Origin of the sequence: Terasakiella sp. 4MB5A (assembly GCF_050058155.1) — a bacterium.
Classification (GTDB): Bacteria; Pseudomonadota; Alphaproteobacteria; order Rhodospirillales; family Terasakiellaceae; genus Terasakiella; species Terasakiella halodenitrificans.
Genome location: NZ_CP188815.1, coordinates 3,496,902 through 3,522,827, shown reverse-complemented (window position 1 = coordinate 3,522,827; position 25,926 = coordinate 3,496,902). Strand labels below are relative to the sequence as shown.

General features: G+C 45.9%; 27 protein-coding genes and 1 tRNA gene. 21 read left to right on the top strand and 7 right to left on the bottom strand.

Features of this window, described 5'->3' with window-relative positions; genetic code table 11:
- Window positions 1-18 precede the first annotated feature (18 nt).
- Both ACI0FF_RS16780 and ACI0FF_RS16775 read left to right on the top strand, forming a co-directional pair.
- Entirely contained in the window at window positions 19-318 is a 300-nt protein-coding gene (locus ACI0FF_RS16780) for a DUF6626 family protein (protein WP_419797903.1), read from the top strand.
- Window positions 315-767, top strand: a complete 453-nt coding sequence (locus tag ACI0FF_RS16775) for a hypothetical protein (RefSeq protein WP_419797902.1) — start codon at window positions 315-317, stop codon at window positions 765-767. Before ACI0FF_RS16780 ends, ACI0FF_RS16775 begins: the two co-directional genes overlap by 4 nt.
- A gap of 72 nt (window positions 768-839) precedes the next feature.
- Here the strand turns inward: ACI0FF_RS16775 and ACI0FF_RS16770 are convergent, their stop codons facing one another.
- The 3 genes from ACI0FF_RS16770 to ACI0FF_RS16760 form a co-directional block, all read right to left on the bottom strand.
- Window positions 840-1,154: a helix-turn-helix domain-containing protein gene (locus ACI0FF_RS16770; protein ID WP_028880681.1), complete on the bottom strand. Its 315-nt coding sequence runs from the start codon at window positions 1,152-1,154 to the stop codon at window positions 840-842.
- A complete protein-coding gene (locus tag ACI0FF_RS16765; protein WP_419797901.1) occupies window positions 1,151-1,507 on the bottom strand; it encodes a type II toxin-antitoxin system RelE/ParE family toxin in 357 nt (118 codons plus the stop codon). The genes ACI0FF_RS16770 and ACI0FF_RS16765 overlap by 4 nt, the downstream gene beginning before the upstream one ends.
- Window positions 1,508-1,569: 62 nt before the next feature.
- Window positions 1,570-4,389: a hypothetical protein gene (locus ACI0FF_RS16760; RefSeq protein ID WP_419797900.1), complete on the bottom strand. Its 2,820-nt coding sequence runs from the start codon at window positions 4,387-4,389 to the stop codon at window positions 1,570-1,572.
- Window positions 4,390-4,746: 357 nt separating this feature from the next.
- Between ACI0FF_RS16760 and ACI0FF_RS16755 the strand changes: the two genes are divergently transcribed.
- The 10 genes from ACI0FF_RS16755 (at window position 4,747) to ACI0FF_RS16710 (ending at window position 12,428) form a co-directional block, all read left to right on the top strand.
- On the top strand, window positions 4,747-5,166 hold the full coding sequence (locus tag ACI0FF_RS16755) for a hypothetical protein (protein ID WP_419797899.1): 420 nt from the start codon (window positions 4,747-4,749) through the stop codon (window positions 5,164-5,166).
- 194 nt (window positions 5,167-5,360) lie between these two features.
- Entirely contained in the window at window positions 5,361-5,957 is a 597-nt protein-coding gene (locus tag ACI0FF_RS16750; RefSeq protein WP_419797898.1) for a tyrosine-type recombinase/integrase, read from the top strand.
- A 564-nt stretch (window positions 5,958-6,521) separates the two neighbouring features.
- Complete coding sequence (locus ACI0FF_RS16745) at window positions 6,522-6,662, top strand: hypothetical protein (protein ID WP_419797897.1); 141 nt, start codon at window positions 6,522-6,524, stop codon at window positions 6,660-6,662.
- A gap of 1 nt (window position 6,663) precedes the next feature.
- Window positions 6,664-7,134, top strand: coding sequence for a hypothetical protein (locus ACI0FF_RS16740; protein WP_419797896.1), 471 nt, complete (start codon window positions 6,664-6,666; stop codon window positions 7,132-7,134).
- A 129-nt stretch (window positions 7,135-7,263) separates the two neighbouring features.
- Entirely contained in the window at window positions 7,264-7,665 is a 402-nt protein-coding gene (locus ACI0FF_RS16735; RefSeq protein WP_419797895.1) for a hypothetical protein, read from the top strand.
- Window positions 7,658-9,037 (top strand): DUF6538 domain-containing protein, encoded by a 1,380-nt coding sequence (locus ACI0FF_RS16730; RefSeq protein ID WP_419797889.1) that lies wholly within the window; start codon window positions 7,658-7,660, stop codon window positions 9,035-9,037. Before ACI0FF_RS16735 ends, ACI0FF_RS16730 begins: the two co-directional genes overlap by 8 nt.
- A 22-nt stretch (window positions 9,038-9,059) precedes the next feature.
- Complete coding sequence (locus ACI0FF_RS16725; RefSeq protein WP_426857467.1) at window positions 9,060-9,941, top strand: metalloregulator ArsR/SmtB family transcription factor; 882 nt, start codon at window positions 9,060-9,062, stop codon at window positions 9,939-9,941.
- Window positions 9,942-9,963: 22 nt separating this feature from the next.
- Window positions 9,964-10,467: a tyrosine-protein phosphatase gene (locus ACI0FF_RS16720; RefSeq protein ID WP_419797894.1), complete on the top strand. Its 504-nt coding sequence runs from the start codon at window positions 9,964-9,966 to the stop codon at window positions 10,465-10,467.
- 1 nt (window position 10,468) lies between these two features.
- Complete coding sequence (gene arsB / locus ACI0FF_RS16715) at window positions 10,469-11,488, top strand: ACR3 family arsenite efflux transporter (RefSeq protein ID WP_419797893.1); 1,020 nt, start codon at window positions 10,469-10,471, stop codon at window positions 11,486-11,488.
- Window positions 11,489-11,771: 283 nt separating this feature from the next.
- Window positions 11,772-12,428 (top strand): glutathione S-transferase family protein, encoded by a 657-nt coding sequence (locus ACI0FF_RS16710; RefSeq protein ID WP_419797892.1) that lies wholly within the window; start codon window positions 11,772-11,774, stop codon window positions 12,426-12,428.
- Between the two features lie 53 nt (window positions 12,429-12,481).
- Here the strand turns inward: ACI0FF_RS16710 and ACI0FF_RS16705 are convergent, their stop codons facing one another.
- Window positions 12,482-13,441 (bottom strand): calcium/sodium antiporter, encoded by a 960-nt coding sequence (locus tag ACI0FF_RS16705; RefSeq protein ID WP_419797891.1) that lies wholly within the window; start codon window positions 13,439-13,441, stop codon window positions 12,482-12,484.
- Between the two features lie 186 nt (window positions 13,442-13,627).
- On the opposite strand from ACI0FF_RS16705, the gene ACI0FF_RS16700 reads away from it, so the two are divergent.
- A complete protein-coding gene (locus tag ACI0FF_RS16700) occupies window positions 13,628-15,118 on the top strand; it encodes a TrkH family potassium uptake protein (protein WP_419797890.1) in 1,491 nt (496 codons plus the stop codon).
- Between the two features lie 228 nt (window positions 15,119-15,346).
- Here ACI0FF_RS16700 and ACI0FF_RS16695 read toward each other — a convergent pair whose 3' ends face one another.
- The 3 genes from ACI0FF_RS16695 to ACI0FF_RS16685 form a co-directional block, all read right to left on the bottom strand.
- Window positions 15,347-16,726, bottom strand: coding sequence for a DUF6538 domain-containing protein (locus tag ACI0FF_RS16695; RefSeq protein ID WP_419797889.1), 1,380 nt, complete (start codon window positions 16,724-16,726; stop codon window positions 15,347-15,349).
- A gap of 189 nt (window positions 16,727-16,915) precedes the next feature.
- Window positions 16,916-16,991 (bottom strand) — tRNA-Ala (locus ACI0FF_RS16690).
- Between the two features lie 78 nt (window positions 16,992-17,069).
- Entirely contained in the window at window positions 17,070-17,405 is a 336-nt protein-coding gene (locus ACI0FF_RS16685) for an FYDLN acid domain-containing protein (protein WP_419797888.1), read from the bottom strand.
- Between the two features lie 261 nt (window positions 17,406-17,666).
- Here ACI0FF_RS16685 and aroA point away from each other — a divergent pair, with 261 nt between their 5' ends.
- The 8 genes from aroA to ACI0FF_RS16645 all read left to right on the top strand — a co-directional run bounded on the left by aroA (window position 17,667) and on the right by ACI0FF_RS16645 (window position 25,925).
- A complete protein-coding gene (gene aroA / locus ACI0FF_RS16680) occupies window positions 17,667-18,998 on the top strand; it encodes a 3-phosphoshikimate 1-carboxyvinyltransferase (RefSeq protein ID WP_419797887.1) in 1,332 nt (443 codons plus the stop codon).
- 1 nt (window position 18,999) lies between these two features.
- Complete coding sequence (gene cmk / locus ACI0FF_RS16675) at window positions 19,000-19,638, top strand: (d)CMP kinase (protein ID WP_419797886.1); 639 nt, start codon at window positions 19,000-19,002, stop codon at window positions 19,636-19,638.
- 197 nt (window positions 19,639-19,835) lie between these two features.
- Window positions 19,836-21,527, top strand: coding sequence for a 30S ribosomal protein S1 (gene rpsA / locus ACI0FF_RS16670; RefSeq protein ID WP_188663073.1), 1,692 nt, complete (start codon window positions 19,836-19,838; stop codon window positions 21,525-21,527).
- 204 nt (window positions 21,528-21,731) lie between these two features.
- Window positions 21,732-22,643 (top strand): signal peptide peptidase SppA, encoded by a 912-nt coding sequence (gene sppA / locus ACI0FF_RS16665; protein WP_419797885.1) that lies wholly within the window; start codon window positions 21,732-21,734, stop codon window positions 22,641-22,643.
- A gap of 63 nt (window positions 22,644-22,706) precedes the next feature.
- Window positions 22,707-22,985: an integration host factor subunit beta gene (gene ihfB / locus ACI0FF_RS16660; protein WP_417821869.1), complete on the top strand. Its 279-nt coding sequence runs from the start codon at window positions 22,707-22,709 to the stop codon at window positions 22,983-22,985.
- Window positions 22,986-23,089: 104 nt separating this feature from the next.
- Complete coding sequence (locus ACI0FF_RS16655) at window positions 23,090-23,437, top strand: lipopolysaccharide assembly protein LapA domain-containing protein (RefSeq protein ID WP_419797884.1); 348 nt, start codon at window positions 23,090-23,092, stop codon at window positions 23,435-23,437.
- A gap of 34 nt (window positions 23,438-23,471) precedes the next feature.
- Window positions 23,472-24,323: a LysR family transcriptional regulator gene (locus ACI0FF_RS16650; RefSeq protein WP_188663080.1), complete on the top strand. Its 852-nt coding sequence runs from the start codon at window positions 23,472-23,474 to the stop codon at window positions 24,321-24,323.
- A gap of 147 nt (window positions 24,324-24,470) precedes the next feature.
- Entirely contained in the window at window positions 24,471-25,925 is a 1,455-nt protein-coding gene (locus ACI0FF_RS16645; RefSeq protein WP_419797883.1) for a RimK family protein, read from the top strand.
- The last annotated feature ends 1 nt before the right edge of the window (window position 25,926 follow it).

Genomic DNA, 25,926 nt, shown 5'->3' with positions numbered 1-25,926 from the left:
CATTGATAAATACTCTTAATGATAATGTTAGGAGTAAAAACCATGTTGATCAAAACCGATGGAATGCCGCTTCATGAACAGGTCTTTGAGGTGCTCAGAGCAAACTATTTCTTGAACGATACGGCTGACTTTAGCCGTCAGATGGGACGTAGCCGGACTTACCTGTCTACGCTCCGATACAACGGACATTCGCCGTCTACGGACGCTTATGCGAACCTTCTGAACTACTTGCGGGAATGCTATGGTGAGACCGAAGATGCCGACCTGAAAGCCTGCTTGGGCCATTACATTAAACTGGTCGAGGAGATCGTGGCATGATGAAAATTTCTATTGTGCCGATCAGCTTTCAAGGCACCTTCCCGATGGGGTATAGCCTCCCAAACTGGCTTTGCTCAAAGGTGGAAATCGGCGGTCACAGTGTTTTGGTGTCAACTTTGGAAACAGAAACCGTGCTCGGTGATATTTGTCAAATCAAAGTTACTGGACGGCTTGTCATTCCGCACGAACTGGAAGACGGCCACCTTGAACAAATCAAAGACATTGAATCTGGAAGCTGCTTTTCAAATGGGGTTACGGCTCAGGTATGGAATGTGAAAACCAAGGTTGCCGCTGACAATATCATAATCATTGATCTTGATGGACTTCAAAACGCGATGAACGGTTCAACAGAAAAACCAAAGGATTTCGACTATAAATGCAGGTCCTATTCAGACCTTGATCTGGCTCATCTTGATAGTTTGGTCAAATTACTTGCGGGAGAAAGTTGAGATGTCAGAAGATCGAAGCCGAGAACTACAGAAAGAAATGCAAAGCGGCCTTAACCAACTAGATAAAAAGGGTTAGGCCAGAACTTCCAACCCTTTACGGTCAATCAGATCAAGTAGACGTGCGGCGGCCCCCTTCGGTGGGGTGCCGTCCTTGGCTTCCCATTTAACGACGGTTTTTGTAGAAACGCCGACGAGTTTCGCTAATACCGCTTGGCTGATATGCTCACGTTCTCGCAGTTCCTTGATCTTTTTTCGGTCAAAATCAGTTTGGTGCAAGCAACGTTCATCAAATTCCCGCATGGTTGTTTTGGAAATGGCACCGGCAGCATGAAGGTCAGACATCACACCGTGTAATGATTTTGATAGATCAGATTTATAAACACTCATTGTATAACCTCCAATTCCCGAAAGACTTTCAAACCGCTTTCATCCAATTTCATAATGACCTTGGCGGCCGCTTTCAGGTCTTGCTTTTCACCACTCGAAATATTTGCCTTTTGGTTCTTCTTGAAGCCGTGGATAAAGAAAGCCTTATCATCAAACTTCAATGCGATAATGGTTCTATATGAGCCGCTTTTACCCTGACCGACAGCAGCGATCCGCTTCTTGTAGACCATGCCACCCAAACTTGCCTCATATTGTCCTTCATTGACCTCTAAAGCAGCTTTAACCAACTTGGCATCAGTGATATCGGTTTGCTCGCACCATTTATCGAACTGGCGTGATGTAAAGACCCGCATCCAACCCTTCTATGCTAAAAATTACTATACTATAATATGGTATATTTTTGAAGATGCAATCTCTATGAAATCAATCGCACCCGGTAGCGACTATTCATTTCAATCGATATTCCGATCTCACGCCACAGTCGTTTTGACATGATAGCCTGTGTTTTGATGTTCGGGTTATGACGATAGCCAAGTGTCCGGCCTGATGTCTGGTTGAACTGATCCAGATGATAGAGCTTCACCATATCCTTGGTGCCGAATACAGCATTCTCAATCAGCGACTGTTCATACTGAACAGGCGATAGCATGTGGTAGATGGCGGTGACTGTATCGGTGCCATCCTGATTAAAAGCGTTTGAACCCTTGGCGGTGTCATGCGTTATTGTGGCATCATCGTCCGACATATTCGTAATGATTGCACCGTTTGGATGCTTGTTTTTGATGTCAGCCACCAATTCTTCCGTTCTCTCGCGATTAGCCCGGTTGTCTAGAATAAGATCAAGGGTAATCTCATCCCGATCAAACAGGTCGGGTCTATCGAAATTCAACACAAGAGGGCCATTCTCTATGTTTTCCATGGCACGAATGATGCGATGCTCGGTAGTCAGGAAAGTGATCCGCGTCTTTTCTTCTTTTCTCCACCAGTCATCGAACTTCACGTAATATTTGTTGCTGTTGATTGCCCGGTAGGGACTATCGCTGGTATTATTAACGCCATAGCCTTCAAGGGAAGTGTCCACTGTTACCAGATGCTTCGCCTTGAATTTCAAGTTGCCGATCTTTCTGGCTTCATCAAACTTCACATGTTCCGGGGCTACTGCATTATAAGCCTGCAACTGTTCTGATGGTGTCAGCTTGGCAAACCTCTTGCTCATCTTTCTCACCAACTTGACCTGACTGGCTGGATAACGGTGCATCAGGTCTTCCACCTTCACTTCATCATAAATGATCCATTGAGCACGCATAGCAGCCGCGATTGCTTTCTTGTTCGGTTGGTCTTTCTGACGTTCCTGAGCATAATCTGGATGCATCCACAACCGGGTGCCGCCGACAGCGTGCCACTGTTTAACAACGGCATGGACCGTGAAGAACACAGGTCGAAGGTTGTCATCACCAGTATTAAGTTGGTCCCACATTGCAGCTTTCTCACTCTCCATCCATGCAGCGACTTCCGGGCGGTGGTCATACACATAATCCAACATGCTGGTGGCATTCGCCTGAGCAATATCCTCAGTTGTTATTTTATCAACGCCTACGGTCGCACACGCAATCTCAACCATCTTGGAGGCTGAATATAAAGCAATCCCGATATATCCATTTCCATGATTGATCCGGTTAAACTCCTCACACTTTTCTTCTGCTTGCGGATAACTTTGGCAAGCAAAGATGATGTGACCTTCACCCGGTTGGTCATACAGTGGAATAGCACTCATGATTGATGTGGACTTAGAGGCCCCTTCGCCCGTGAAGATACACGAATTGACAACGCTCTCAGACGTGGCAGCCAATAATGCGAACTTACCCAGCTTATTACGAACGTCTTGTGGTGTTTCGACCTTTGCATCAAACATACGCTCGACCCCAAGTGGGATTTGCGGTTTATCCAACGTCATCATCAGGTGATCGTTAATCAAGAAATACTCCATCAAGTCGTTTGCCGTTTTCGGCAGAATGTATTCCATTTCTCTTGATCTCACCTCACCCAACAAAACCAACCGATCATGATCCCCTGATACAAAAGATGATGGCCTTTGATCTTCTTCATCATTGAAGAAATTGATCGTATAGCCATTGACGGAAGTTGATACCGATGCTGGCCGTGGGTGCGTCTTCGGATCGCCAAAGGCTCGATCACATAGAATACTTAATTCTGACAAGAAGCGTTCCTGTTGTTCTTCCGATAGATCACATTGCAATACCGGGATCGGTTTCTTAGGCAACTTTGGCTTAACTTTGGCTTCAAGAAATTTCCGGGGCTGATGTAACCAGTCTATGCCGCCACGACCATCATTACGGCTCTTAGACCATAGAACCACCTGTGGAACGCATGATCCTGCTGGAATGCCAATGGCACTGTCTTTGGGATAGGACCGAAGTCCATAAGGCAGTCGTCTCCATTGCTCCGGTCGTCGCAACGCCATATCCGCATCTGCCATAATGCCATGGGCCTCAAAAATCTCGCCAAGATGGTCCCACGCTTCCATATAGCCATTTCGCAAGTAATCATCCGGCAGGTCAGCCAGATCGGCATCAACTTCCGCCTTGCGAGTATATTTCAGTCTCTGTGGCGACAGGTGCCGGGTATCAAACATTACATGCAAGTGACAGGATTTGTTGCCGCTCCAAACGTATTCCAATCCACGAAAATCTTTATATCGGGATAGTTCCTGATAAATCTCACCAATTTTGCAATTGGTGTCTTTTTTGCCATCCATGCACCACGAAATTTGTTCAGCCAGACCCGCTTGATAATTCTCAGCCGGGTCAACTTCGAAGGTGTGGACATAAAAGCCGCAGTTAATGACCCGTTCGGATGGTGGCGGGAAGTATCTTCCGGCATCATCTTTGTCTGGCACCGTGAGCGTGTTGGTGAAGTATTGAATGCCATCGGTGCCGGTTTCTGTAAATGGTCTATTCTTCAAAGCCTGTTCAAGCGTTTGCTCATGGTTATAGGCAGGCACCCAGACACGGTTCGATACGGGCACATAGGTATTGTCAGCATGATTGAATAGATGCTCGTCTAATAAAGGAAGTAGGTTGCTTTTCGGATTTTTGATAGCACGGACAATACGTTTGAGTGCTTTTGGCGGCAGAAAGCTTAGGTGCTGTCGAATGCAAGCCGACCAGCCGTCAATATCATCCAAAATAAATTCAATAGGGGCCATATCAGACACGGATTTCTCCTTACGTTTGTTTGTCTGTTTATTTATCCGTGATGAACAACAAAGCTGTTCATCGATTATGGTCCCAATCGCCTTAGACTCTATCTTGCTGAATCGTTCAATATCTTTTTGCATTCACCTAGAAATTTCTTTTGGAATGATAGCTGGACCTCAATCGATTCGCTCGAAACACAATAGTTTTAGATCGAAAAAGCCTACAACTAGAATGAACTAGCTGGAATCATCGAGTCCATTGAATTGACTCGCGAATTTGAAATATTTGAGCATTTTATGTGATTTTACTGAGCATAAAATTTGACAAATCAGAATGAAGTCATAGCATTAGCAGTGAACGAAACAGGTGCAATCATGCTTAATCTCCAATTCTCAGATCAAATAAAACCAACAGCAATTAAAAGCAGACAACGCGATCCGCTTGATATTTTCTCAGAAAGTCTCAATCAGCAGATCGAATTGGTGAAGCTGCTCGAAGAAGGCAAAAAACTGACACAGAAGAAGCGTCGCTATGTTGATGGTAAACGTGTGAATGTTTCGGTCGAAGTCCGCCCTTGGTTTTGGCAATCCCAAAACGGCGACTACCTTCTGACCCCCCGCTACAGTTCCCAACCGGTCCACATAAACGACCACCCGAGCATCCTTTGCGGCCCCGACCTTCCCTCTGTCGCGACAGTTCTCGAACAATTGGTAAAAGCTCTCGAAGACCGTGACGCCACGTTGATCGAAGCCATTCACGAAGCCCGTCGTAAAACACAGTGGAGTAAATCGTGATGAAGGGTGTAGAGGTGACACTGTGTTACTTAATCGGTAATCGTGATGTCCTTCCGACGGACATTTACTTTCATGGAAAACAGGATGACGTGAGCCATATCAACGTGTTTAGCGGGGTGCCGTCATGATCAAGTTTTCAGGTTCATTACAAACCATCGTCATGGTCATATTTGTAAATGACATGGGAGGTGTCCATGCGTGAAGGTAAAGCGAAGGTGTTATCGTCTGAGGAATTTGCCCGGCTGATGCGTGTGGTGGCCGTCGAGATGTATCCGTTGCGTAATTCCGCGATCATGCATCTGTCATTCGGATTGGGCTTAAGGGTCGGCGAGATCGCATCACTTCGAGTTATCGACGTCATGGCCGATGACGGTTCCGTGCGTGATCACTTCCAGATCAAGAAACGGAATAGTAAGACCCGCCAGAACCGAGAAGTGTTCCTGTCGAACATGAAAGTGCGGAAGTCGTTGATGGTTTATTTGGATCACCGTCGTGATGTTGATGGTGTCGCGTTCAACATGAATGCTCCGCTGTTTAAGACGCAGAAGGGACTTCCGTTTACGGGCAATTCCTTGCAGCAGGTCATGAAGCGGTTGTTCCGTAAAGCAGGATTGCCGGAGCAGGTATCGTCGCATTCAGGGCGTCGTGGTTTTGCAACGAAGTTGATCTCGTCAGGTGTTGATATTAAGTCGGTGTCCGTTTTGATGGGGCATAGCAATATCAGCCAAACGGCGTCATACGCTGAGACCAATCCGGTGATGTTGCAGCAGGTCGCTGCACAAGTTCTTTGAGAGAGGGACTGGTTTAATCATTAACGGTCATCTGCGTAAACGCAGAGACCGATACCTCGACAAATTACTCCGTTCGCGTTGCTCACGTCGCTATTTGTCTGCGGTATGTATTCATTTGGCAAAAAGCCCCCTTAACTGGACCTCCTAATATAATATAGTTAGAGGTGTCATTTAGTGGGGCTTTTTGACCAGCACCAATATACATGACAGCGAAGCGACAATTCCTCTCAAAAAACGGAACGAAGTGAAATGACACGAGGGTGTTGGCCGGTGACGCTTGCCGTCGCCGACAAACCCGATGTGGCGGCACTCGACGTCAGGCGACGTGCCATCAATCTTTTTTGGATTACCTATGGACGCCGATGATCCGTGATTATTGTAAACGATTCACAGGGTGACTTGAGCACCGATAATGACTACTTCAACGGCACCAGTATCAGGAAGGTTTATACGGTAAACCAAAACCGAATGCTTGGGGCTGATCAAGTTAAATTGGAAAACTGACAGACCCAAAAAGGTGCGAGATAAGGGCTTCATTGTTATTAACAACATGAGGAACTTAATATGTCCCACTCAATGAAGCACGTAACGATCCATCACCGTGCAATCGTCAGCGTCTACTTCGAAGAAGAAGGTGATGAACGACCATTTGCAGAAGCCGTCAAGGGTAGCATTTACCCAAACATCCAAGATAGTGAGGGTTGATATGAAGCCCGAAGAACGCAAACAAAAGGTCCGGGAATTAAGAAAACTGGTTCGTGCTTTGGACAATGAATTCTCTGTGAACTGGCACAATGGCGTCATCACTATCGCCTATCAGTATTATGTTAAGCGTAACATGGATGCTGAAAGTCGTCAGAGCCTGAAAATCTTGGCTAAGGCATTTAGTAATCGTCGTTATCTACCGATCTTCTTTGATGGGAAATCACGGTTGTCTTTCTATTACGAAGACAAGATGACACTCATAAAGCGGTGGGTATTGCTAAACCAAGCGAGATTAATCCAATGTGCGGGTAAACTTGTCAACGATGCTTCGATTAAGCGGAGCACTTCTACGGATGGATCGACATCATTCTCAATCATTGGAGAAGGCTTTGAACTTCATTTTAACCTGACAACCTTCTGGTTCAATTGTGATCGACCAGAAAAAGCTTACGACTGGGTTTGCAGCATGTAGGACAAATTGTCGAATGCAGCCTGAGCATCAATGATGTTTTTCAATGCTAAATTCATGATCGCAACATTTACCGATCTGATTCCAATAAGGAAGTTGCCGGGATAAAAACGGGTCGCTTTCATACCCGTCATGTTCCCGCTAGGCTCCACCATTACAGAGACCACACAGGCGGTTACGTCGTGTGGTCTTTTCATTTTTATACCCATGATGATCTTGTCTGTAGATCGTCAGAATTGGCGTGTGAACGGTGCTGGAAACGTCCGTGGTGTGATTGCGTCAATCATCGTCAAACCCGCTGTAATCAACGGATACACACTCCCGCTTAGCTCCACCATTACAGACGGACATTCATACGGTGACGTGGAATGTCCGTTTTGTTTTTTACGCACAATACTGCGGTTTATGACGACTGGTGACGTTGATTACGACGGTCAAATCAGACGTTATTTGACTGTAAATTCAGATCAGAATCGATACAGTGATACAGTAAACCGATACAGGCGAACTCCATTTGAGGTTCGGCATGGGTAAACTGGTTGGTCTTCAACGTCGTGGAAACGTATGGCGGTATCGTCGGTGGGTGCCGTTGAATTTGCGTGACCGTATCGGCAAATCAGAACTCATAAAATCATTGGAAACAAATGATTATCAGACCGCTGTGCGACGTTACAGAACCGTCAGTCGGGATATTGAACAGATCATCACCAATGCCCGTGGTAAAGCATCTATGGATGATTTTGATGGGTCCAGACTGATACAGGGAAGTGATACAGTAGAACTCCAAATCAAAGCTCCACCACAGTCTGATCCAGACGGTCTCAGAACGTTGATTAAAACGGTTGTTGAAGAGGTTCTGGAAGTCCATGCACCAAGGAAGCCATCAATCACTTTAGACGACCTCTATCATCGTTATATGGACGATCCGGCACGATCTCGTTCAAAGAAGACGGTGATGACGTATCAATCGGTTTACAACGTGCTGATCGACATCTTCGGTGTCGATAAACCCATCGCCGATATTGATCGTGAAGACTGTCGTCGGTTTATGGATGTGGTGCGGCATCTACCTGCGAATGCCAAGAAACGGTTTCCAAAGAAAACGTTGGTGGAAATATCTGCTATTGCCCGTGAGCGTAAGATGAAGCCGATGGCACCACTCACGATTAACAAATACGTGAACAAACTGTCAGCGATGCTGAATTGGGCTGTCGAAGAGGAATTATTGGATCATAATCCTGCAATCGGATTGAAAGTGGCTGATCCCGTTCACGCTCAAGATAAACGTCTCCCGTTTACGGATCATCAGTTGCAGAAGATATTCATCGCATTATCCGATAAAACGGGTGCCGAATATTGGGTTCCCCATATTGGGCTTTATAACGGTTTACGTTTGAATGAAATCTGCCAATTGAATGTCGAAGACATTGTAGTGAGGGATCAGGTCTGGTGTTTTAATATCACCCGTGAAACGGATCGTGGCGTTGACGATAAAGTTCTCAAAACCAAATCATCCGAACGTGTGGTGCCGATCCATCCGCATCTGATGGAACTCGGCTTCATGCGGTATTTGAAGACGTTCGAGAAGAAGCCTCGATCAAAGTTATTCCCAGACATTCCCATTGGCACGACCGGATATCGCTCCGATCAATTCTCAAAATGGTTCACCCGGTTCTTGAAATCAATTGATGCCGATGGTGATCGCACCAGTTTCCATTCATTCCGTCATAATTTTCGTGATGCATTACGCACCGCCGATGTCCGTCATGAAATCGCTATGTTATTAGGCGGATGGTCCGACAGGTCTAATTCACGGGCATCACAAGCATTCTATGGGCGTGGATATTCAATGGACGTTGTGGCGGAGGAACTGGGGAAGGTCAGGTATGATGTTTGGAGTTGTTAAACGCTCGTCATAAAACTATAACATGACTCTTCGTATTTTCACGAAATATAAAAGCAACATGAAAACAGAGAATGCCGTTCAACTATTTGCCGTCCTTGCACATGAGACAAGGCTTAGTGCTTTTCGAACCCTGATTAATAAGGGAGCAATGAGTGCCGGGGATTTGGCAGAGCATCTGCATGCGACACCTTCAACCTTGTCTGCTCACTTGCGTGAATTACGAATGGCGGGGTTGATTGACAGCTACAAACAAGGTCGTTTCATAATTTATGAAGCCAATGTTTCTGCTGTCGGGGTGTTGGTGAATTATTTGCTGATGGAATGCTGCAATGGGCAGCCGGAAGTATGTGCGGACTCTCTGGGTATTTTAAAATCCATATCAGAGGGCCGCTCAATGACTGCCGATATTTCGAAAGACAAAGTATTTAACGTTCTGTTTCTCTGCACAGGGAACTCTGCCAGAAGCATTATGGCTGAGTCCATTCTAAATCGTGAAGGCATGGGACGTTTTAAAGCCTACAGTGCAGGGTCTACACCACGAGGCGAAGTTCATCCTGAAACGATAAGACTGTTGCGTAGAAGCAATCTTCCCGTTGATCAGCTTCGTTCAAAAAAATGGGAAGAGTTTATGGGTGATGATGCTCCCAAGCTCGATTTTGTATTTACCGTCTGCGACAACGCGGCTCATGAAGTTTGCCCCGTGTGGCCCGGCCAACCATTGACGGCTAACTGGGGAGTCCCTGACCCTGTATTGGCAACGGGTTCACCTTCTGAAATTTCTTTGGCATTCTCGGACACATATCGAATGCTCAACAATCGCATTTCAATCTTCACATCACTTCCACTGCAATCTCTTGACAAACTATCCTTGCAAAAGCGACTGGACGAGATCGGACTATCCTAACAACCTCACTTGAGATCAAGAAATGACACATCCTTTTGACGTATTGAATTCCAGCTTAGGTGTTTCCCTGATTTTCACCCCTTGTCCGGGAACCAAAGAAACATCTTTGACAGAGGCGGTTGATACACTGGCGAATGCCGGTGCAAAAGCAATTATTACTTTAATGCCTAAAGCGGAAATGCAGAAATTCAATGCCCAAACATTGCCGGATGCGTGTCAAAACAAAGGACTTAACTGGTTTTATTTCCCTATCGAAGACGACAGTGTGCCGGACAATGAGTTTCAACAGGTTTTCGCAGATAAAAAAGCCGAAGTGCTAGGAATGTTAAAACAAGAAAATCCTGTTGCGATTCATTGCCGAGGCGGTTCTGGTCGCACGGGTTTTATGGCGGCAATCCTATTGTTGGAAATGGGATTGGATTGGGGAACGGTGAAATCGGAAGTTCAGTCACTTAGACCCAAAGCCCTGACTAAAGCGGACCAAATTCAATACCTCAAAGACACCTATCAGATCGGTGGCGAATAAAATGGGAATATTTGAAAGATACCTCACTGTTTGGGTTGCACTCTGCATCATCACAGGCGTCTTATTGGGAAACATGCTCCCATCCATCTTCGCCGTTATTGCAGGATTGGAATATGCTCATGTCAATTTGGTTGTTGCTGTCCTGATCTGGATTATGATCTATCCGATGATGGTGCAGATCGACTTTTCCTCGATCAAAGACATCCGCAAAAAACCACAGGGAATTATTCTGACTGTTGTGGTCAATTGGCTGATCAAGCCTTTTTCAATGGCCTTTCTCGGCTGGTTGTTCTTCAAAGTCTTCTTTGCCGACTGGGTCGACCCTGAAACAGCTGAACAATATATTGCTGGGATGATCCTCTTAGGTGTGGCTCCCTGCACAGCGATGGTTTTTGTCTGGAGCCAACTGACCAAAGGTGATCCGAACTATACACTTGTTCAGGTATCGGTGAATGACATCATCATGGTCTTTGCCTTTGCACCGATTGCGGCCTTTCTGCTGGGGATTTCAGAAATTCATGTGCCGTGGGAAACACTGCTTCTTTCTGTTGTGTTGTATGTTGTCATCCCGCTGGTAATGGGCATTTTCACACGGAACCGTCTGGATCGAAAAAATGACCACAGTAAGCTCACAGCTTTTCTGGACAAAATCAAACCGTGGTCGGTTGTGGGTTTGCTTTCAACGGTTGTTCTGCTCTTTGGTTTTCAGGCAGAAAAAATCATCGACCAACCACAAGATATTGTGCTGATTGCAATCCCGTTGTTGATCCAGACCTACGGCATTTTCCTCATCGCCTATCTGGGGGCGAGAGCTTTGAAGTTGCCACACAATATTGCGGGACCAGCATGCTTAATTGGAACATCGAACTTCTTTGAACTCGCGGTTGCTGTTGCTATTTCCCTGTTTGGACTTCATTCCGGTGCCGCCCTTGCGACAGTAGTCGGTGTGCTGGTTGAAGTGCCTGTCATGCTGTCACTGGTGGCTGTTGTGAACAAAACACGCCATTGGTTTAGCGAGTGACTTACCTATCCTCATCATCAGTGTAAGAGGTATTTCGGATAGGTCAACGGAATTGAACGAGGTATGCGACAGGAAGCAGCACCTCTGAGAGATATGTGAAAAAACTATACGATGCTTTGATCCATATTGATCTGAGTAATTTTTAATATGGTGACATATCGTTGATTATCCAACCGACATTTCTACTAGCTTGAAATCATTTACATTGCCTTAATTTTGTTTTCTTGCTGGTTAATAGGCATTCCCAATACTGTAATGAAAAACATACAGCAGGAGTGGATAGATGAAACTTTGGCATTGCTACAATACCCGTTCTTTACGCCCCCTATGGGCTATGGAAGAATTGGGCGTAGAGTATGATGTTGAAACATTGCCCTTTCCACCGAGGGTTTTCCAGCCAGAATACCTTGAAAAAAATCCGATGGGAACGGTTCCATATTTTATAGATGGCGATACCCAAATGACTGAATCGTCAGCCATCTGTTTGTATCTGGTAGAAAAATACAATCGGTATGACTTGGGTTTAAAAGCGGACCATCCCGAATATGCTCAATACCTGAATTGGCTTTTTCAAAGTGATGCGACGTTCACTTTCCCGCAAGCACTGGTCTTCCGATATTCATGTTTAGAGACTGTCGAACGACGTCAGCCGCAGGTCGTAACCGATTATGCGAAATGGTTTCTCGCTCGATTGCGAATGCTGAACGCCCATATGGAGACACATCAGTATCTGTGTGATGGCCGTTTTACCATTGCAGACATTGCCGTTGGTTATGCCTTGCATTTTGGTGAAGTGATCGGTTTTTCTGAATATTACAAACCTCAATTACAGGATTACCTTCAACGACTACAGGATCGTCCAGCTTTTAAAGCAGCCATGCTGGTTGGTGACGATTTAAATGCCTTCAAGGGAATTGATATGAATTTACAATTCGAGTGAATCGTTATCTCAAGCGACCATAAAACGTTTGAGCTTGAGATTTAAAGCGGTATTTATTGTGAAAAAACAAGATAAACAAGGTAGCTTACATAAATGCAAAGAAAGATAGCACCGGTTTTACGCCCAATACCATTTTCCTTTTGTCGAGCGGAAATTAGATACAATAGCACTGTTAGTAAAATCATAACGCCCCAATCCCTATAAAGGATTTCTTCTGGGGCTGAGGTTTCAGAGATACTCCCCGCTATACCGATGACGGCAAGAACATTGAACATGTTTGATCCAACTACATTGCCGACAGCAATCTCGTGCTCATTTTTGTATACCGCCACAATAGATGATGCGAGTTCTGGCAGGGACGTGCCGATTGCAACGATTGTCAATCCAATTATCAAATCACTAACCCCAAATGCTTGAGCAAGCGAAACGCTACCCCAAACAAGTAATCGGGAACTTGCAATGAGTAGAATGAGACCGATCACAAGCCATAATACACCATAGCGGAGTGAGTGTGTATTATGGGAAATCTCTTTATCAACATTTGATGCCAATGGATCGTTATTCTTCATTAAACCGGAATAAATAGACCAGCCGACCAAAGTGAAGAACCCCAGAAGCAGCAAATACCCGTCATAAGAGTCGAGTTCACCATCAACTAAAATACCACCAGCAAGAAAGCTGATCCCAATAAGTATGGGTATTTCTTTTTTGACAATGCTTGAGTGCAAGAATATCGGTTTTAATAAAATAGTTAGGCCCAAAATCAACCCAATGTTGGCAATGTTCGAACCATATGCATTTCCTAAAGCAATTCCAGAGTTATTTTCTAATGCTGCTATTGTGGAAACGACCATTTCAGGTGCTGATGTGCCGAATCCTACGACGATCATACCAATAAGTATTGGAGGCATTCCGGCGTGCAATGCTACTGTTGAAGCACCTTCTATGAATTTATCAGCACTCCAAACCAATAAAGCCAAGCCAAAGACTATTGCCAAAATCATTAATGTCATTTGCGGAACCTGAATTATCTCGAATGGGCGGTTCTATGCCTGATTATTTTTAAATTGCATAGAGTGATTTTAAAAAGGGAGGCAAAATGAAACTGTGATCAGTTATGAGTTTGCATTTATCTTTTTCGTTGCACCGAAAGCAACTTAAAAATTATGGACTGTTGCTGATCAGGGAATTTCTATATATTGCTGCATCACAATTTGATTAATATGCACAAACTTTATACGAATATGGTAGATTTAAGAGCAACATATCACATTATTGGTTGGATTATCTGTTGGGTAAGTGCGATGTTGCTCATCCCTGCTGCAACGGATGCTATTTATCAAAACCTTGATTGGAAAGTATTCCTTCTATCGGCTGGTATTTCAGCATTTGTTGGGATATGCGTCGTATTAGGTGGACAGGATTCTGTAAGTCATCGATTAAACCTTCCTCAAGCATTTTTTCTCATTACAACTGGCTGGATTGTTGTAACTGTATTCGGTGCAATTCCTTTTGTTTTTACGGGAGTTTCACCCACCGATGCGGTATTTGAAACGATGTCTGCTATCACGACGACAGGTTCAACAATTTTCACAGAAATTGATACGTTACCCCCCGGCCTTCTCCTTTGGCGTTCAATTCTTCAATGGATTGGTGGGATCGGGATTATTGCTATTGCTGTTCTGATTTTACCGATGCTTAAAATTGGCGGAATGCAGCTTTTCAAAATAGAAAGTTCAGGGACAGAAAGTGAAGCAGATCGTTTTACTAAAAATACAATCTACCGATTGAGTCTGGTTTATCTTGCACTAACCGCCTTATGTGTCGGTGTATATTATATCTTAGGAATGAGTTTTTTTGATGCTGTAAATCATGCAATGACAACAATTTCAACAGGTGGTTACTCAACTCATAATGCTTCTTTCGGACATTTTAAGGAATTAAGCCTTCATTGGGCTGGCACTGTCTTTATGATATGCGGTGCAATTCCGTTCTTTTTATTCGTAAAAATGACTTTGGGTAATTACCGTGCGATTATTACCGACCAACAGGTAAAAGGTTTCCTTTTATTTTTATTATTAAGCAGTGCCTTTATGACGCTTTGGTTAGTAAATGAAAGAGAAATTAGTGTCTTTCATGCTCTAACCCTAACTTCATTCAACATAACCTCTGTTGTCACGACAACAGGTTTTGCAACGGACGACTACACAGCGTGGGGACACGGAGCCGTTGGTATGTTTTTGGTCCTGATGTTTGTTGGAGGCTGTTCAGGGTCCACAGCGGGTGCCATTAAAATTTATCGTTATCAGGTGCTTTGGATATTTGTTCGTAGTCATCTCAAAAAACTTTTATCCCCTAACCGTGTCATTATTATGAAATATAATGGCCGTCCACTTGCAAATGATGTTCCTTCATCAGTTTTGGCTTTTTTAGCGGTATTTATAGCCACTATTGCGATTTTCACTGTCATTTTGTCACTGCTGGGGCTTGATATAGTAACAGCCTATTCAGCAAGCGTTACAGCTATAACAAACGTTGGACCCGGAATGGGGCATATTATTGGTCCTTCGGGCACTTTCCAGCCATTATCCGATGTTGCAAAATGGGTGCTGACGGTAGCTATGCTTGCAGGACGGCTTGAAGTGTTAGTCTTATTGATTTTCTTTGAAAGAGAGTTTTGGACAAATTAAATAAGGTTCAGAGATTATTTGACCCAAAAGTTATCGATATTTCTTTCTTCACAGCGTAACAATGTCATAGATTTAAACAAAAGCTACATGGAAGAACTAACCAGCTACGACCGACAGGCATTGTATGGCATGATTGGGAAGTGACGCACAACATGCCAAGGTGATGAAATAAAGTCTCAAACGAATTGGGTATAATGTTATCGAAAACGCCTATGTGATATGGCCGTATCAACAACTCCAAACATCATACCTGACCTTCCCCAGTTCCTCCGCCACAACGTCCATTGAATATCCACGCCCATAGAATGCTTGTGATGCCCGTGAATTAGACCTGTCGGACCATCCGCCTAATAACATAGCGATTTCATGACGGACATCGGCGGTGCGTAATGCATCACGAAAATTATGACGGAATGAATGGAAACTGGTGCGATCACCATCGGCATCAATTGATTTCAAGAACCGGGTGAACCATTTTGAGAATTGATCGGAGCGATATCCGGTCGTGCCAATGGGAATGTCTGGGAATAACTTTGATCGAGGCTTCTTCTCGAACGTCTTCAAATACCGCATGAAGCCGAGTTCCATCAGATGCGGATGGATCGGCACCACACGTTCGGATGATTTGGTTTTGAGAACTTTATCGTCAACGCCACGATCCGTTTCACGGGTGATATTAAAACACCAGACCTGATCCCTCACTACAATGTCTTCGACATTCAATTGGCAGATTTCATTCAAACGTAAACCGTTATAAAGCCCAATATGGGGAACCCAATATTCGGCACCCGTTTTATCGGATAATGCGATGAATATCTTCTGCAACTGATGATCCGTAAACGGGAGACGTTTATCTTGAGCGTGAACGGGATCAGCCACTTTCAATCCGATTGCAGGATTATGATCCAATAATTCCTCTTCGACAGCCCAATTCAGCATCGCTGACAGTTTGTTCACGTATTTGTTAATCGTGAGTGGTGCCATCGGCTTCATCTTACGCTCACGGGCAATAGCAGATATTTCCACCAACGTTTTCTTTGGAAACCGTTTCTTGGCATTCGCAGGTAGATGCCGCACCACATCCATAAACCGACGACAGTCTTCACGATCAATATCGGCGATGGGTTTATCGACACCGAAGATGTCGATCAGCACGTTGTAAACCGATTGATACGTCATCACCGTCTTCTTTGAACGAGATCGTGCCGGATCGTCCATATAACGATGATAGAGGTCGTCTAAAGTGATTGATGGCTTCCTTGGTGCATGGACTTCCAGAACCTCTTCAACAACCGTTTTAATCAACGTTCTGAGACCGTCTGGATCAGACTGTGGTGGAGCTTTGATTTGGAGTTCTACTGTATCACTTCCCTGTATCAGTCTGGACCCATCAAAATCATCCATAGATGCTTTACCACGGGCATTGGTGATGATCTGTTCAATATCCCGACTGACGGTTCTGTAACGTCGCACAGCGGTCTGATAATCATTTGTTTCCAATGATTTTATGAGTTCTGATTTGCCGATACGGTCACGCAAATTCAACGGCACCCACCGACGATACCGCCATACGTTTCCACGACGTTGAAGACCAACCAGTTTACCCATGCCGAACCTCAAATGGAGTTCGCCTGTATCGGTTTACTGTATCACTGTATCGATTCTGATCTGAATTTACAGTCAAATAACGTCTGATTTGACCGTCGTAATCAACGTCACCAGTCGTCATAAACCGCAGTATTGTGCGTAAAAAACAAAACGGACATTCCACGTCACCGTATGAATGTCCGTCTGTAATGGTGGAGCTAAGCGGGATCGAACCGCTGACCTCTACAATGCCATTGTAGCGCTCTCCCAGCTGAGCTATAGCCCCGTAAGTAGGTACGGCGCAAAATTAGCTATTTTTTTGCGTCATGCAAGATAAAAATGCATGGAGGGGCAAAAATTTTTTCTAGATGTTTTCGTCTATCGTGTCCTCGTCTATATGTTCCATGATTTCTGACATATCAGACTCATCGTTTCCAACCAGATCGTCGGTGTCTTCGATGAAGTCATCGTCATCATCGCCCAGTTCGATATCATCATCGACATCGTCGAAGTCATCTAGATCATCGCGCTTGACTTTTGGAGGCGGGGCTTTTTCAACCGCGCCTTTTTTTGCCATTAATGCAGCTTTGTCATTAATCGGGGTGCTGCATTTTGGGCAAGCTGCATCCGGTTTGCGCATGTCGTAAAAATGCGCGCCGCATCCTGGGCATTCGTGTTTGGAGCCCCATTCAGGTTTCATATGTTACCCTCCCTTCGCAATGCTCAACAAAGGCCGGAGATCCGCAGGTCATATAGGCTTTAAGACTGCGAAATCACCGAATAAGAGAAATTGACCATCCCATTTATCATGGTGTTTCTAAAAAACTGTATAATGAAAAAAACAAAATGTCTTGTTCAGAGTGATGCCAAATTGCATTTTTTTACACGGATCTTTGATTGACTTCATTGGGCCACTGTAAGAAAGTGCCGGGGAATTCTGCTATCGGAGGCTAAAAACGTCGTGAAATCTGTCATTTCGAACCAAAGTTCCCCCTTGAACGGGGCTATTCGTGTCCCTGGCGATAAGTCTATTTCCCACCGCGCCCTCATGTTTGGGGCAATGGCGGTTGGCCAAACACGGGTCAGTGGCTTGTTGGAAGGGGAAGACGTTTTATGTACGGCTTCTGCCATGCGCGCGTTGGGGGCACAGGTGGAGCGCGAAGAAGATGGAACTTGGACGGTACAGGGACGCGGTGTGGGTGGTTTTAGCGAACCGACAGGCGTTCTGGATATGGGCAATTCCGGGACAGCCGCTCGGTTATTGATGGGCATTTTGGCAACGCAACCGTTTACGACCTTTATGACGGGCGATGCGTCATTATGTTCACGTCCGATGGAACGGGTGATGAAACCGTTACGACCCATCGGTGTGAATTTTGTATCGCGTGATAAGGGACGCATGCCAATCGCGATTCAAGGGACAAGTAACCCCATGCCGATCCGATATGAACTACCGGTGGCCTCTGCTCAGGTCAAATCTGCGGTATTACTGGCAGGGTTGAATGCACCGGGGAAAACCACTGTGATTGAGCCCAACCCGAGCCGGGATCATACTGAAAAAATGTTGACTCATTTCGGGGCTGACGTTGAAGTCGTGCATGAAGAGAAGGGCGGGCGTATTATCACCTTGACGGGGCAGCCGGAACTGGTGGCCCGTGATGTGGTTGTGCCGACGGACCCAAGCTCGGCAGCATTTCCTGTTGTGGCGGCTTTGATTGTGCCCGGTTCTAAAATTACGGTGGAAGCCGTAGGGATGAACCCGTTGCGGACCGGTCTGTTCATGACCTTAAAAGAAATGGGTGCAAAGATCACCGAAGAAAACCGCCGTATTGAAGCGGGGGAAGAAGTCGCTGATCTGGTGGTGGAATATTCCCAGTTACAAGGCGTGGATGTTCCGGCAAGTCGGGCACCCAGCATGATTGATGAATATCCGGTTCTGGCGGTGGCAGCATCCTTTGCCAAGGGAACAACGCGTATGAACGGTTTGGAAGAATTGCGTGTTAAGGAAAGTGACCGTTTGGCCGTGGTCGCCGAAAGTCTGGCAGCCTGTGGTGTTGATTTGGAAGAAGGTGACGATTATCTGGTGGTCAATGGTAATGGATCCCCGGCACAGGGCGGTGGAGAGATTAAATCCCGTTTGGATCATCGCATTGCCATGTCCTTTATTGTTTTCGGGATGGCTTCGGTTCAACCCGTTCGGATTGATGATGCGTCTCCGATTGATACCAGTTTCCCTGGTTTTAATGATCTGATGAACGGTCTGGGGGCCAACATTCAAGGGGAAGGGGCGTAACATGACGATTGTTGTCGCCATTGATGGACCCGCCGCCGCCGGTAAAGGGACTTTGGCGCGTCGAGTCGCGCAGGATTTGAATTTAGCTTATCTGGATACGGGGCTTTTGTATCGGGCAACGGGCTTTTCAGTTTTGCAAAAACAGGGCGATCCGAGTGATGAAAACTTGGCTTTGGCAGCCGCGCAAAATTTGCAACCGGCAGATCTTGAAAATGATGCATTACGTCATGATGAAGCAGCTCAAGCAGCTTCAAAAGTTGCTGTAATTCAATCGGTTAGGGACGAGCTTTTGGCTTTTCAACGCCGTTTTGCTGCAGAGCCGCCAGTGGGCAAAGACGGGGCTGTTTTGGATGGTCGTGATATTGGGACGGTGGTTTGTCCCAATGCGGATGTGAAGCTGTTTGTCACCGCCTCAACTGAGGTCCGTGCACAAAGACGACTAAAAGAGTTGCAAGATCGTGGTCTTGACGCTATATACGCGCAGGTTTTAAAGGATATGAAAGACCGTGACGCGCGCGATAGCCAACGAGCTGCCGCACCGTTAAAGGCAGCTGACGACGCTGTAATTTTGGATACATCCGATCTGGATATTGAAGAAGTTATTGCGCAGGCCAAATCGATCATTTCTGAACGAACTTAAAATATACGTCTGTAAATGGGCTTGCAGCGTTTCCGAAAAAAATGGAAACGATGGAGGCTTTTTTGCACTTTCCATGAAGATGGTCGTCTGTCAGTCACCGCGCAGCCCGACCAACCCGTCTTCGACGCAATGGCTGGTGACAGACCAACGGAATCAACCGTTTGGCATGTAACAACATTATTAGGACTATTGATATTATGACTGAAGCAGCACCTGTTGTAGAAAATTTTGAAGACCTCTTTAACGAAGCATTCGGTGAAGAAGCCCTTTTTGAAGGCCAAGTCGTTACCGGTACAATCATCCGTGTAGAAAACGATTTCGCTATGGTCGATGTTGGATTGAAATCCGAAGGCCGTATCCCGCTTAAAGAATTTGGTTATGGCGAAGAAGCGCAAAAATTGTCCTCTGGCGACAATGTTGACGTTTTTGTGGAACGCTATGAAAACAAAGACGGTACAGTTGTTCTGTCTCGTGAAAAAGCGAAACGTGAAGAAGCATGGAAGAAACTCGAGAAGCAGTTCGAAGCACAAGAACGCGTTAACGGCGTTATCTTCGGCCGCGTTAAAGGCGGCTTTACAGTTGACCTTAACGGCGCTGTTGCCTTCTTGCCGGGTTCCCAAGTTGACATCCGTCCGGTTCGCGACGTGACACCGTTGATGGGCAATGCTCAACCGTTCCAAATCTTGAAAATGGACCGTCAGCGCGGCAACATCGTTGTTTCACGTCGTGCCGTTCTTGAAGAAGCACGTGCTGAAGCGCGCGGCGATCTTATCAAAGGTCTGGAAGAAGGTCAGGTTCTGGACGGTGTCGTCAAGAACATCACCGATTACGGTGCATTCATCGATTTGGGTGGTATCGACGGCTTGCTGCACGTTACCGACATTGCTTGGCGCCGTATTGCGCACCCGTCTGAAGCGCTGCAAATTGGTGAAACTGTTAAAGTACAGGTTATCCGCTTCAACTCCGATACACAGCGTATCTCTTTGGGCATGAAACAGCTCGAAGCTGATCCGTGGGAAGGCGTGGACGCGAAATACCCGATCGACGGCAAATTCTCTGGTCGTGTTACCAACATCACTGACTACGGTGCATTCGTTGAGCTGGAGCCGGGCGTTGAAGGTCTGGTTCACGTTTCTGAAATGTCTTGGACTAAAAAGAACGTTCACCCGGGCAAAATCGTTTCTACTTCTCAAGAAGTTGAAGTTATGGTTCTGGATGTCGATCCGGTCAAACGCCGTATCTCCTTGGGTCTGAAACAGTGCCTGTCCAACCCGTGGGATGCGTTCCTGGCTGAAAACCCGGCTGGGTCTGAAGTTGAAGGCGAAATCAAAAACATCACTGAATTCGGTCTGTTTATCGGCTTGAACGGTGAGATCGACGGTATGGTTCACATGTCTGATCTGGCATGGGAAGGCACACCGGAAGAAGCGCTGGCTTCCTTCAACAAAGGTGATGTTGTGAAAGCGAAAGTTCTCGACGTTGACGTTGAGAAAGAACGTATCTCCCTCGGCATCAAACAGCTTTCTGAAGATCCGTTTGAGTCTGCTGCTGGCGACATCAAGAAAAACCAAGTTGTGACTTGTACAGTTGTTGGTGTTGAAGAAAACGGTCTGGAAGTTGAAATCGACGGCGGCCTGACAGGTTACATCCGTCGTGGTGATCTGGCACGTGATCGTGGTGATCAACGTACAGATCGTTTCAATGCAGGTGATAAAGTTGACGCCAAAGTTACACAGTTCGACAAGAAAAACCGCAAGGTTACTCTGTCTGTGAAAGCTCTGGAAGTTGAAGAAGAGAAGAAAGCTATGGCTGAATACGGCTCTTCCGACTCCGGCGCATCTTTGGGTGACATTCTTGGTGCCGCTCTGGAACAAAAGAAAGAAGGCTAATTGCCAACCTGATGTAAACATTGTTTTACATTAAGGGAAAGCTCAGCTCTTTCTTTTGAATAAGACAAAAAAACCTCTTCCTGCTTTGACGGGAAGAGGTTTTTGCTTTTATATATGCGGCGCAAAGTTGTTGTTACCGATGGGTAGCTTATATATGGAACATTCTGATTGTTTGCGCCTTAGTGAACAAGAAAGCGGGTATTGATGACATTTTCTTCGGATTGGTTGCTGGACCGGATACGCCTGAAACGCCGTTTGCGGATCTGGCAAGGGATCGGCATTCTTGCACTTTGTGGTGTGGTCTTAGCCTTGGCAGCGCGTTTCGATATGTTGTCACATGGCGACCACATTGCACGCCTTTGGGTGGATGGAATTATCAGCGACGATGTGGAACGTGATGACTTGATTGCCGAACTTGCCCGTGATGACCGGGTAAAGGCCGTTATTGTACGCATTAACAGCCCCGGTGGAACGGTTGTCGGTGGTGAAGCCCTTTATAAAAACTTGCGGGCACTGGCTGCGAAAAAACCCGTGGTCGCCGTGATGGGGGAAGTTGCCGCCTCTGCTGCTTATATGACGGCGTTGGCCAGTGATTATATTGTGGCGCGCGAAGGGACGTTAACCGGTTCTATCGGTGTTTTGATGCAATCGGCAAACGTGAAAGAACTGATGGGAAAAATTGGCATCAAGCCAGTGGTGATCAAAAGCTCGCCCTTGAAAGCCACGCCGAATCCGATGGAAGATTTGACGCCTGAAGCCAAAAAAATCACACAGGATGTGATTATGGATATGTACCAGATGTTTTTGGGCATGGTGGTTGAACGTCGCGGGCTGGCGATTGACAAGGCCCAGACCTTGGCGGATGGCCGTATTTTTACGGGACGACAGGCAAGAACGGTTGGTTTGATTGATGAAATTGGTAATGAGACAACAGCAATCCGCTGGTTGAATGAAGAGAAAAAACTGGCGAAAGACCTAGAGATTTTTGATGCTTTATATGGTGAAGAAACTTTTTGGCAAGAGACACAAAGTCGGATTTTTGGAAGTTTTTTCAATAAAACGTTGATTCCAGAAGGGCTTAGACTTGACGGTTTGGTTTCCGTCTGGCACCCTTAATAAAAGCAATAAGCTTATTGGAGGCTCACCGTCGGGCCGATTTTAAATAAGGAGCAGGTGCCAATGACCAAATCGGAACTGATTGCGCGTTTGGCAGAAGCAAACCCCCACCTTTTCCAGCGTGATGTAGAACGAATTGTTTCGACTATTTTCGATGAAATTACGTCTGCGTTGGCAACAGGTGATCGGGTGGAGTTACGCGGTTTCGGCGCATTTTCCGTCAAAACACGTGGCTCACGCGTTGGTCGTAACCCACGTACAGGTGAATCTGTGGATGTGGGCGAAAAAGCCGTCCCATACTTCAAGACCGGAAAGAAATTGAGAGAACGCCTGAACGGCTGATTTCACTTTCCTTGCGTATGTACATCAGTGTATGACAGGCGAATGCGTTTACGTCTTTGCTTGAGGTTGACGTGCGTTCGCACTCTTTTTGAAAGTTACGCGTGATGAGAATCCTGTCTTGGCTGCTTTTTGTACCGTTTGCACTTGTTGTGGTTATTTTTGCTGTGTCCAATCGTGGCCCGATTGCTGTTGACTTCTGGCCGCTGCCGTTTTCTCAGGATATCCCGCTATACTTACTTAGCCTTGGTACGTTGGCCTTCGGGTTTTTCTTTGGGGCGTTATTGACGTGGTTGTCTGTTGCCAAATGGCGGGTGATTGCGATGAGCCGGAAAAAAGACACGGAATATGCCGAGCAGGAAATCGCACGTCTTCAACAAAAAATCACACAAATGGAAGCCGCTGCAAAGTCAAAACAGGATGTTTTGCCTGCTGTAAAAACGGATGCGGCCTGACGAACGGGGCTGAGCGTAGGAGCGCGGGCGTCGGATGGACATTACCTTAGCGAAAACATTTCTGGCGATTATCGAGCTTGGCAATTTCGCCAAAGCTGCCGATCAGTTGTATGTCACACAATCAACCATCAGCACACGCATTAAACAGTTGGAAGACCTGTTGGGGCAAACCCTGTTTATTCGAACGAAGTCCGGGACGACATTGACACCGGCAGGTGCGCAATTTCGCCCGTTTGCGGAAAAAATCGTTCAAACATGGGAACAGGCTCGTCAAGAAGTGGCCTTGCCAACTGCCTTTGAAGCGCGCTTAAGCGTCGGTGTTCAGTTTACCTTATGGGAACGCCTGATGGTGAAATGGTTGCCGTGGATTAAAAAAGCGGTGCCAGATTATGCGATTTTGGCCGATGTCGGTTCTTCTGAATGGTTGATGCAGCAATTGGTCAATGGCTTGTTGGATCTGGTCATTACCTATACCCCGCAAAATCGCAGCGGGCTTGTTGTTGAAAAATTAATGGAAGAGCGCCTTGTGTTGGTTTCAGACAGCACACGCGCCTTTGGTCCCAGTGACAAAGATTATATTTTTGTCGATTGGGGACCGGAATATAAAATGGACCATGCCTGCGAATTTCCCGCACGTGACATGGCACCGGTAACAACCAATTATGGCCCGCTGGCCTTACAGTATCTGCTGACCAATGGGGGATCTGCTTACCTGCCCATGCGGATGGTCCGCCCTTTTTTAGAAGATGGCCGTCTGGAATTGATTGAGAAAGCTCCGGTCTTTGCGCGTGCGGTTTATTCCGTCTTTATGGAAAATGATGATAGCACCCGTTTTGAAAAAGCGTTGGAAGGCTTGCATCATGTCGCGAGTCTGGAAGAAGAATAAAACTTTGCAATCAGTTCGATTTTTTCAAATTTAAACTAAGATATTATTCGCTTTTCAAAAGTGTGAAGGAGGCATAAAGCAAGATCTTTCCTTCTTTTTATTCTGAAAACTGAAGATAATCTTCGTTTATATGAGAGAACCGTATTCATGCAGCAAACCTTGATTGTTGTAGAAGACAGCGCGGACTGGCCTTTTGAAACCGCCGCAACCCTGATTAGTTTTGAGAAGTATCTGCACGATTACCCAAAATTAAATGAGCCAAAAACACGCATTATCAATTTGTGTGATACAGAAAATTATCTCAGCAAAGGATATTATTGTTCTTTGTTGGCAGAGGCCCGTTGTCACCGCGTTTTACCAAGTGTGAAAACGATTAATGCGCTACGAAATCGTCATGCGGAAGCCGAAAGTTATTGGTTGGCGGAAAATGACGTGTGTGATCTGGAAAGTTTGAATGAACGTCAGGAGCATTTCATCTTTTTTGGTGTTTGTGCAGATAAACGGATTGAACGTTTGGCCGGAAAACTGTTTCAACAATTTCCGGCTCCGGTCTTAAAGATGACGCTGTATCGTGAGCATGGCAAATTGGGTTTTACCTTAAAACGCGAATCTCCTTCCGTGCTGAGCCCAGATCACCGTGATAATTTTCTGCAAGCTTTGCATGCCTTTACCCAAACCGTCTGGCGCGGTGGGGCGAAAGGGAAGCGTTTGCGTTGGGATATGGCGATTTTGGTCGACCCGGAAGAAAAGGTGCCGCCCAGCAACAGGCAAGCGATTACCCGTTTTGTGAAGGCGGCGGCAAAACTGGGGATTAATGCCCAGACTTTGCAAGTCTCTGAATTACAAAATATTGATCAATATGATGCCTTGTTTGTGCGCGAGGCAACTGCAATTGACCATCATACCTATCGTTTGGTGAATAAGGCAGAGGCCGCAGGTCTGATCGTTATGGATGATTCAGCTTCCATCCTGCGCTGTTGTAATAAGGTGTTCTTACATGATGCCTTTAACTATAACGGCGTACCGAGCCTTAAAACGCTGGTCGTCAGTGATCAAAGCGACGAAACACTGGCCGATATTGAACACCAATTATCCTATCCCCTGATTTTAAAGATGCCGGAAGGATCCTTTTCATTAGGGGTGTTCAAGGTCGCGAACCGGGAACAGCTATGTGAAAAGCTGACGTTATTGTTTCAGGATAACGCGTTGGTCTTGGCGCAGGAATTTCTGTTTACCGAATATGACTGGCGCATTGGTGTCTTAAACGGTCGGGCGATTTTTGCCTGTCGTTACTATATGGCGCGCAATCATTGGCAAATTTATAACCACGAATCGCGGCGTTATTTTTCGGGTGATTTTGAAACATTGCCGACGTTTGAGGTGCCCAAACCCGTGTTGGATGCCGCCCTGAAAGCAGCCAAAGTGGTCGGGGACGGCTTGTATGGTGTGGATTTGAAATATGCCGATGGAAAGGCTTATGTGATGGAAGTTAACGATAACCCTAATATCGATCATAAGATTGAAGATGCCTATCTGGGGGATGAGCTTTATATGCAAATCATGGCGGAATTCTTGCGCCGTCTGGAAATACGGGGACGATAAG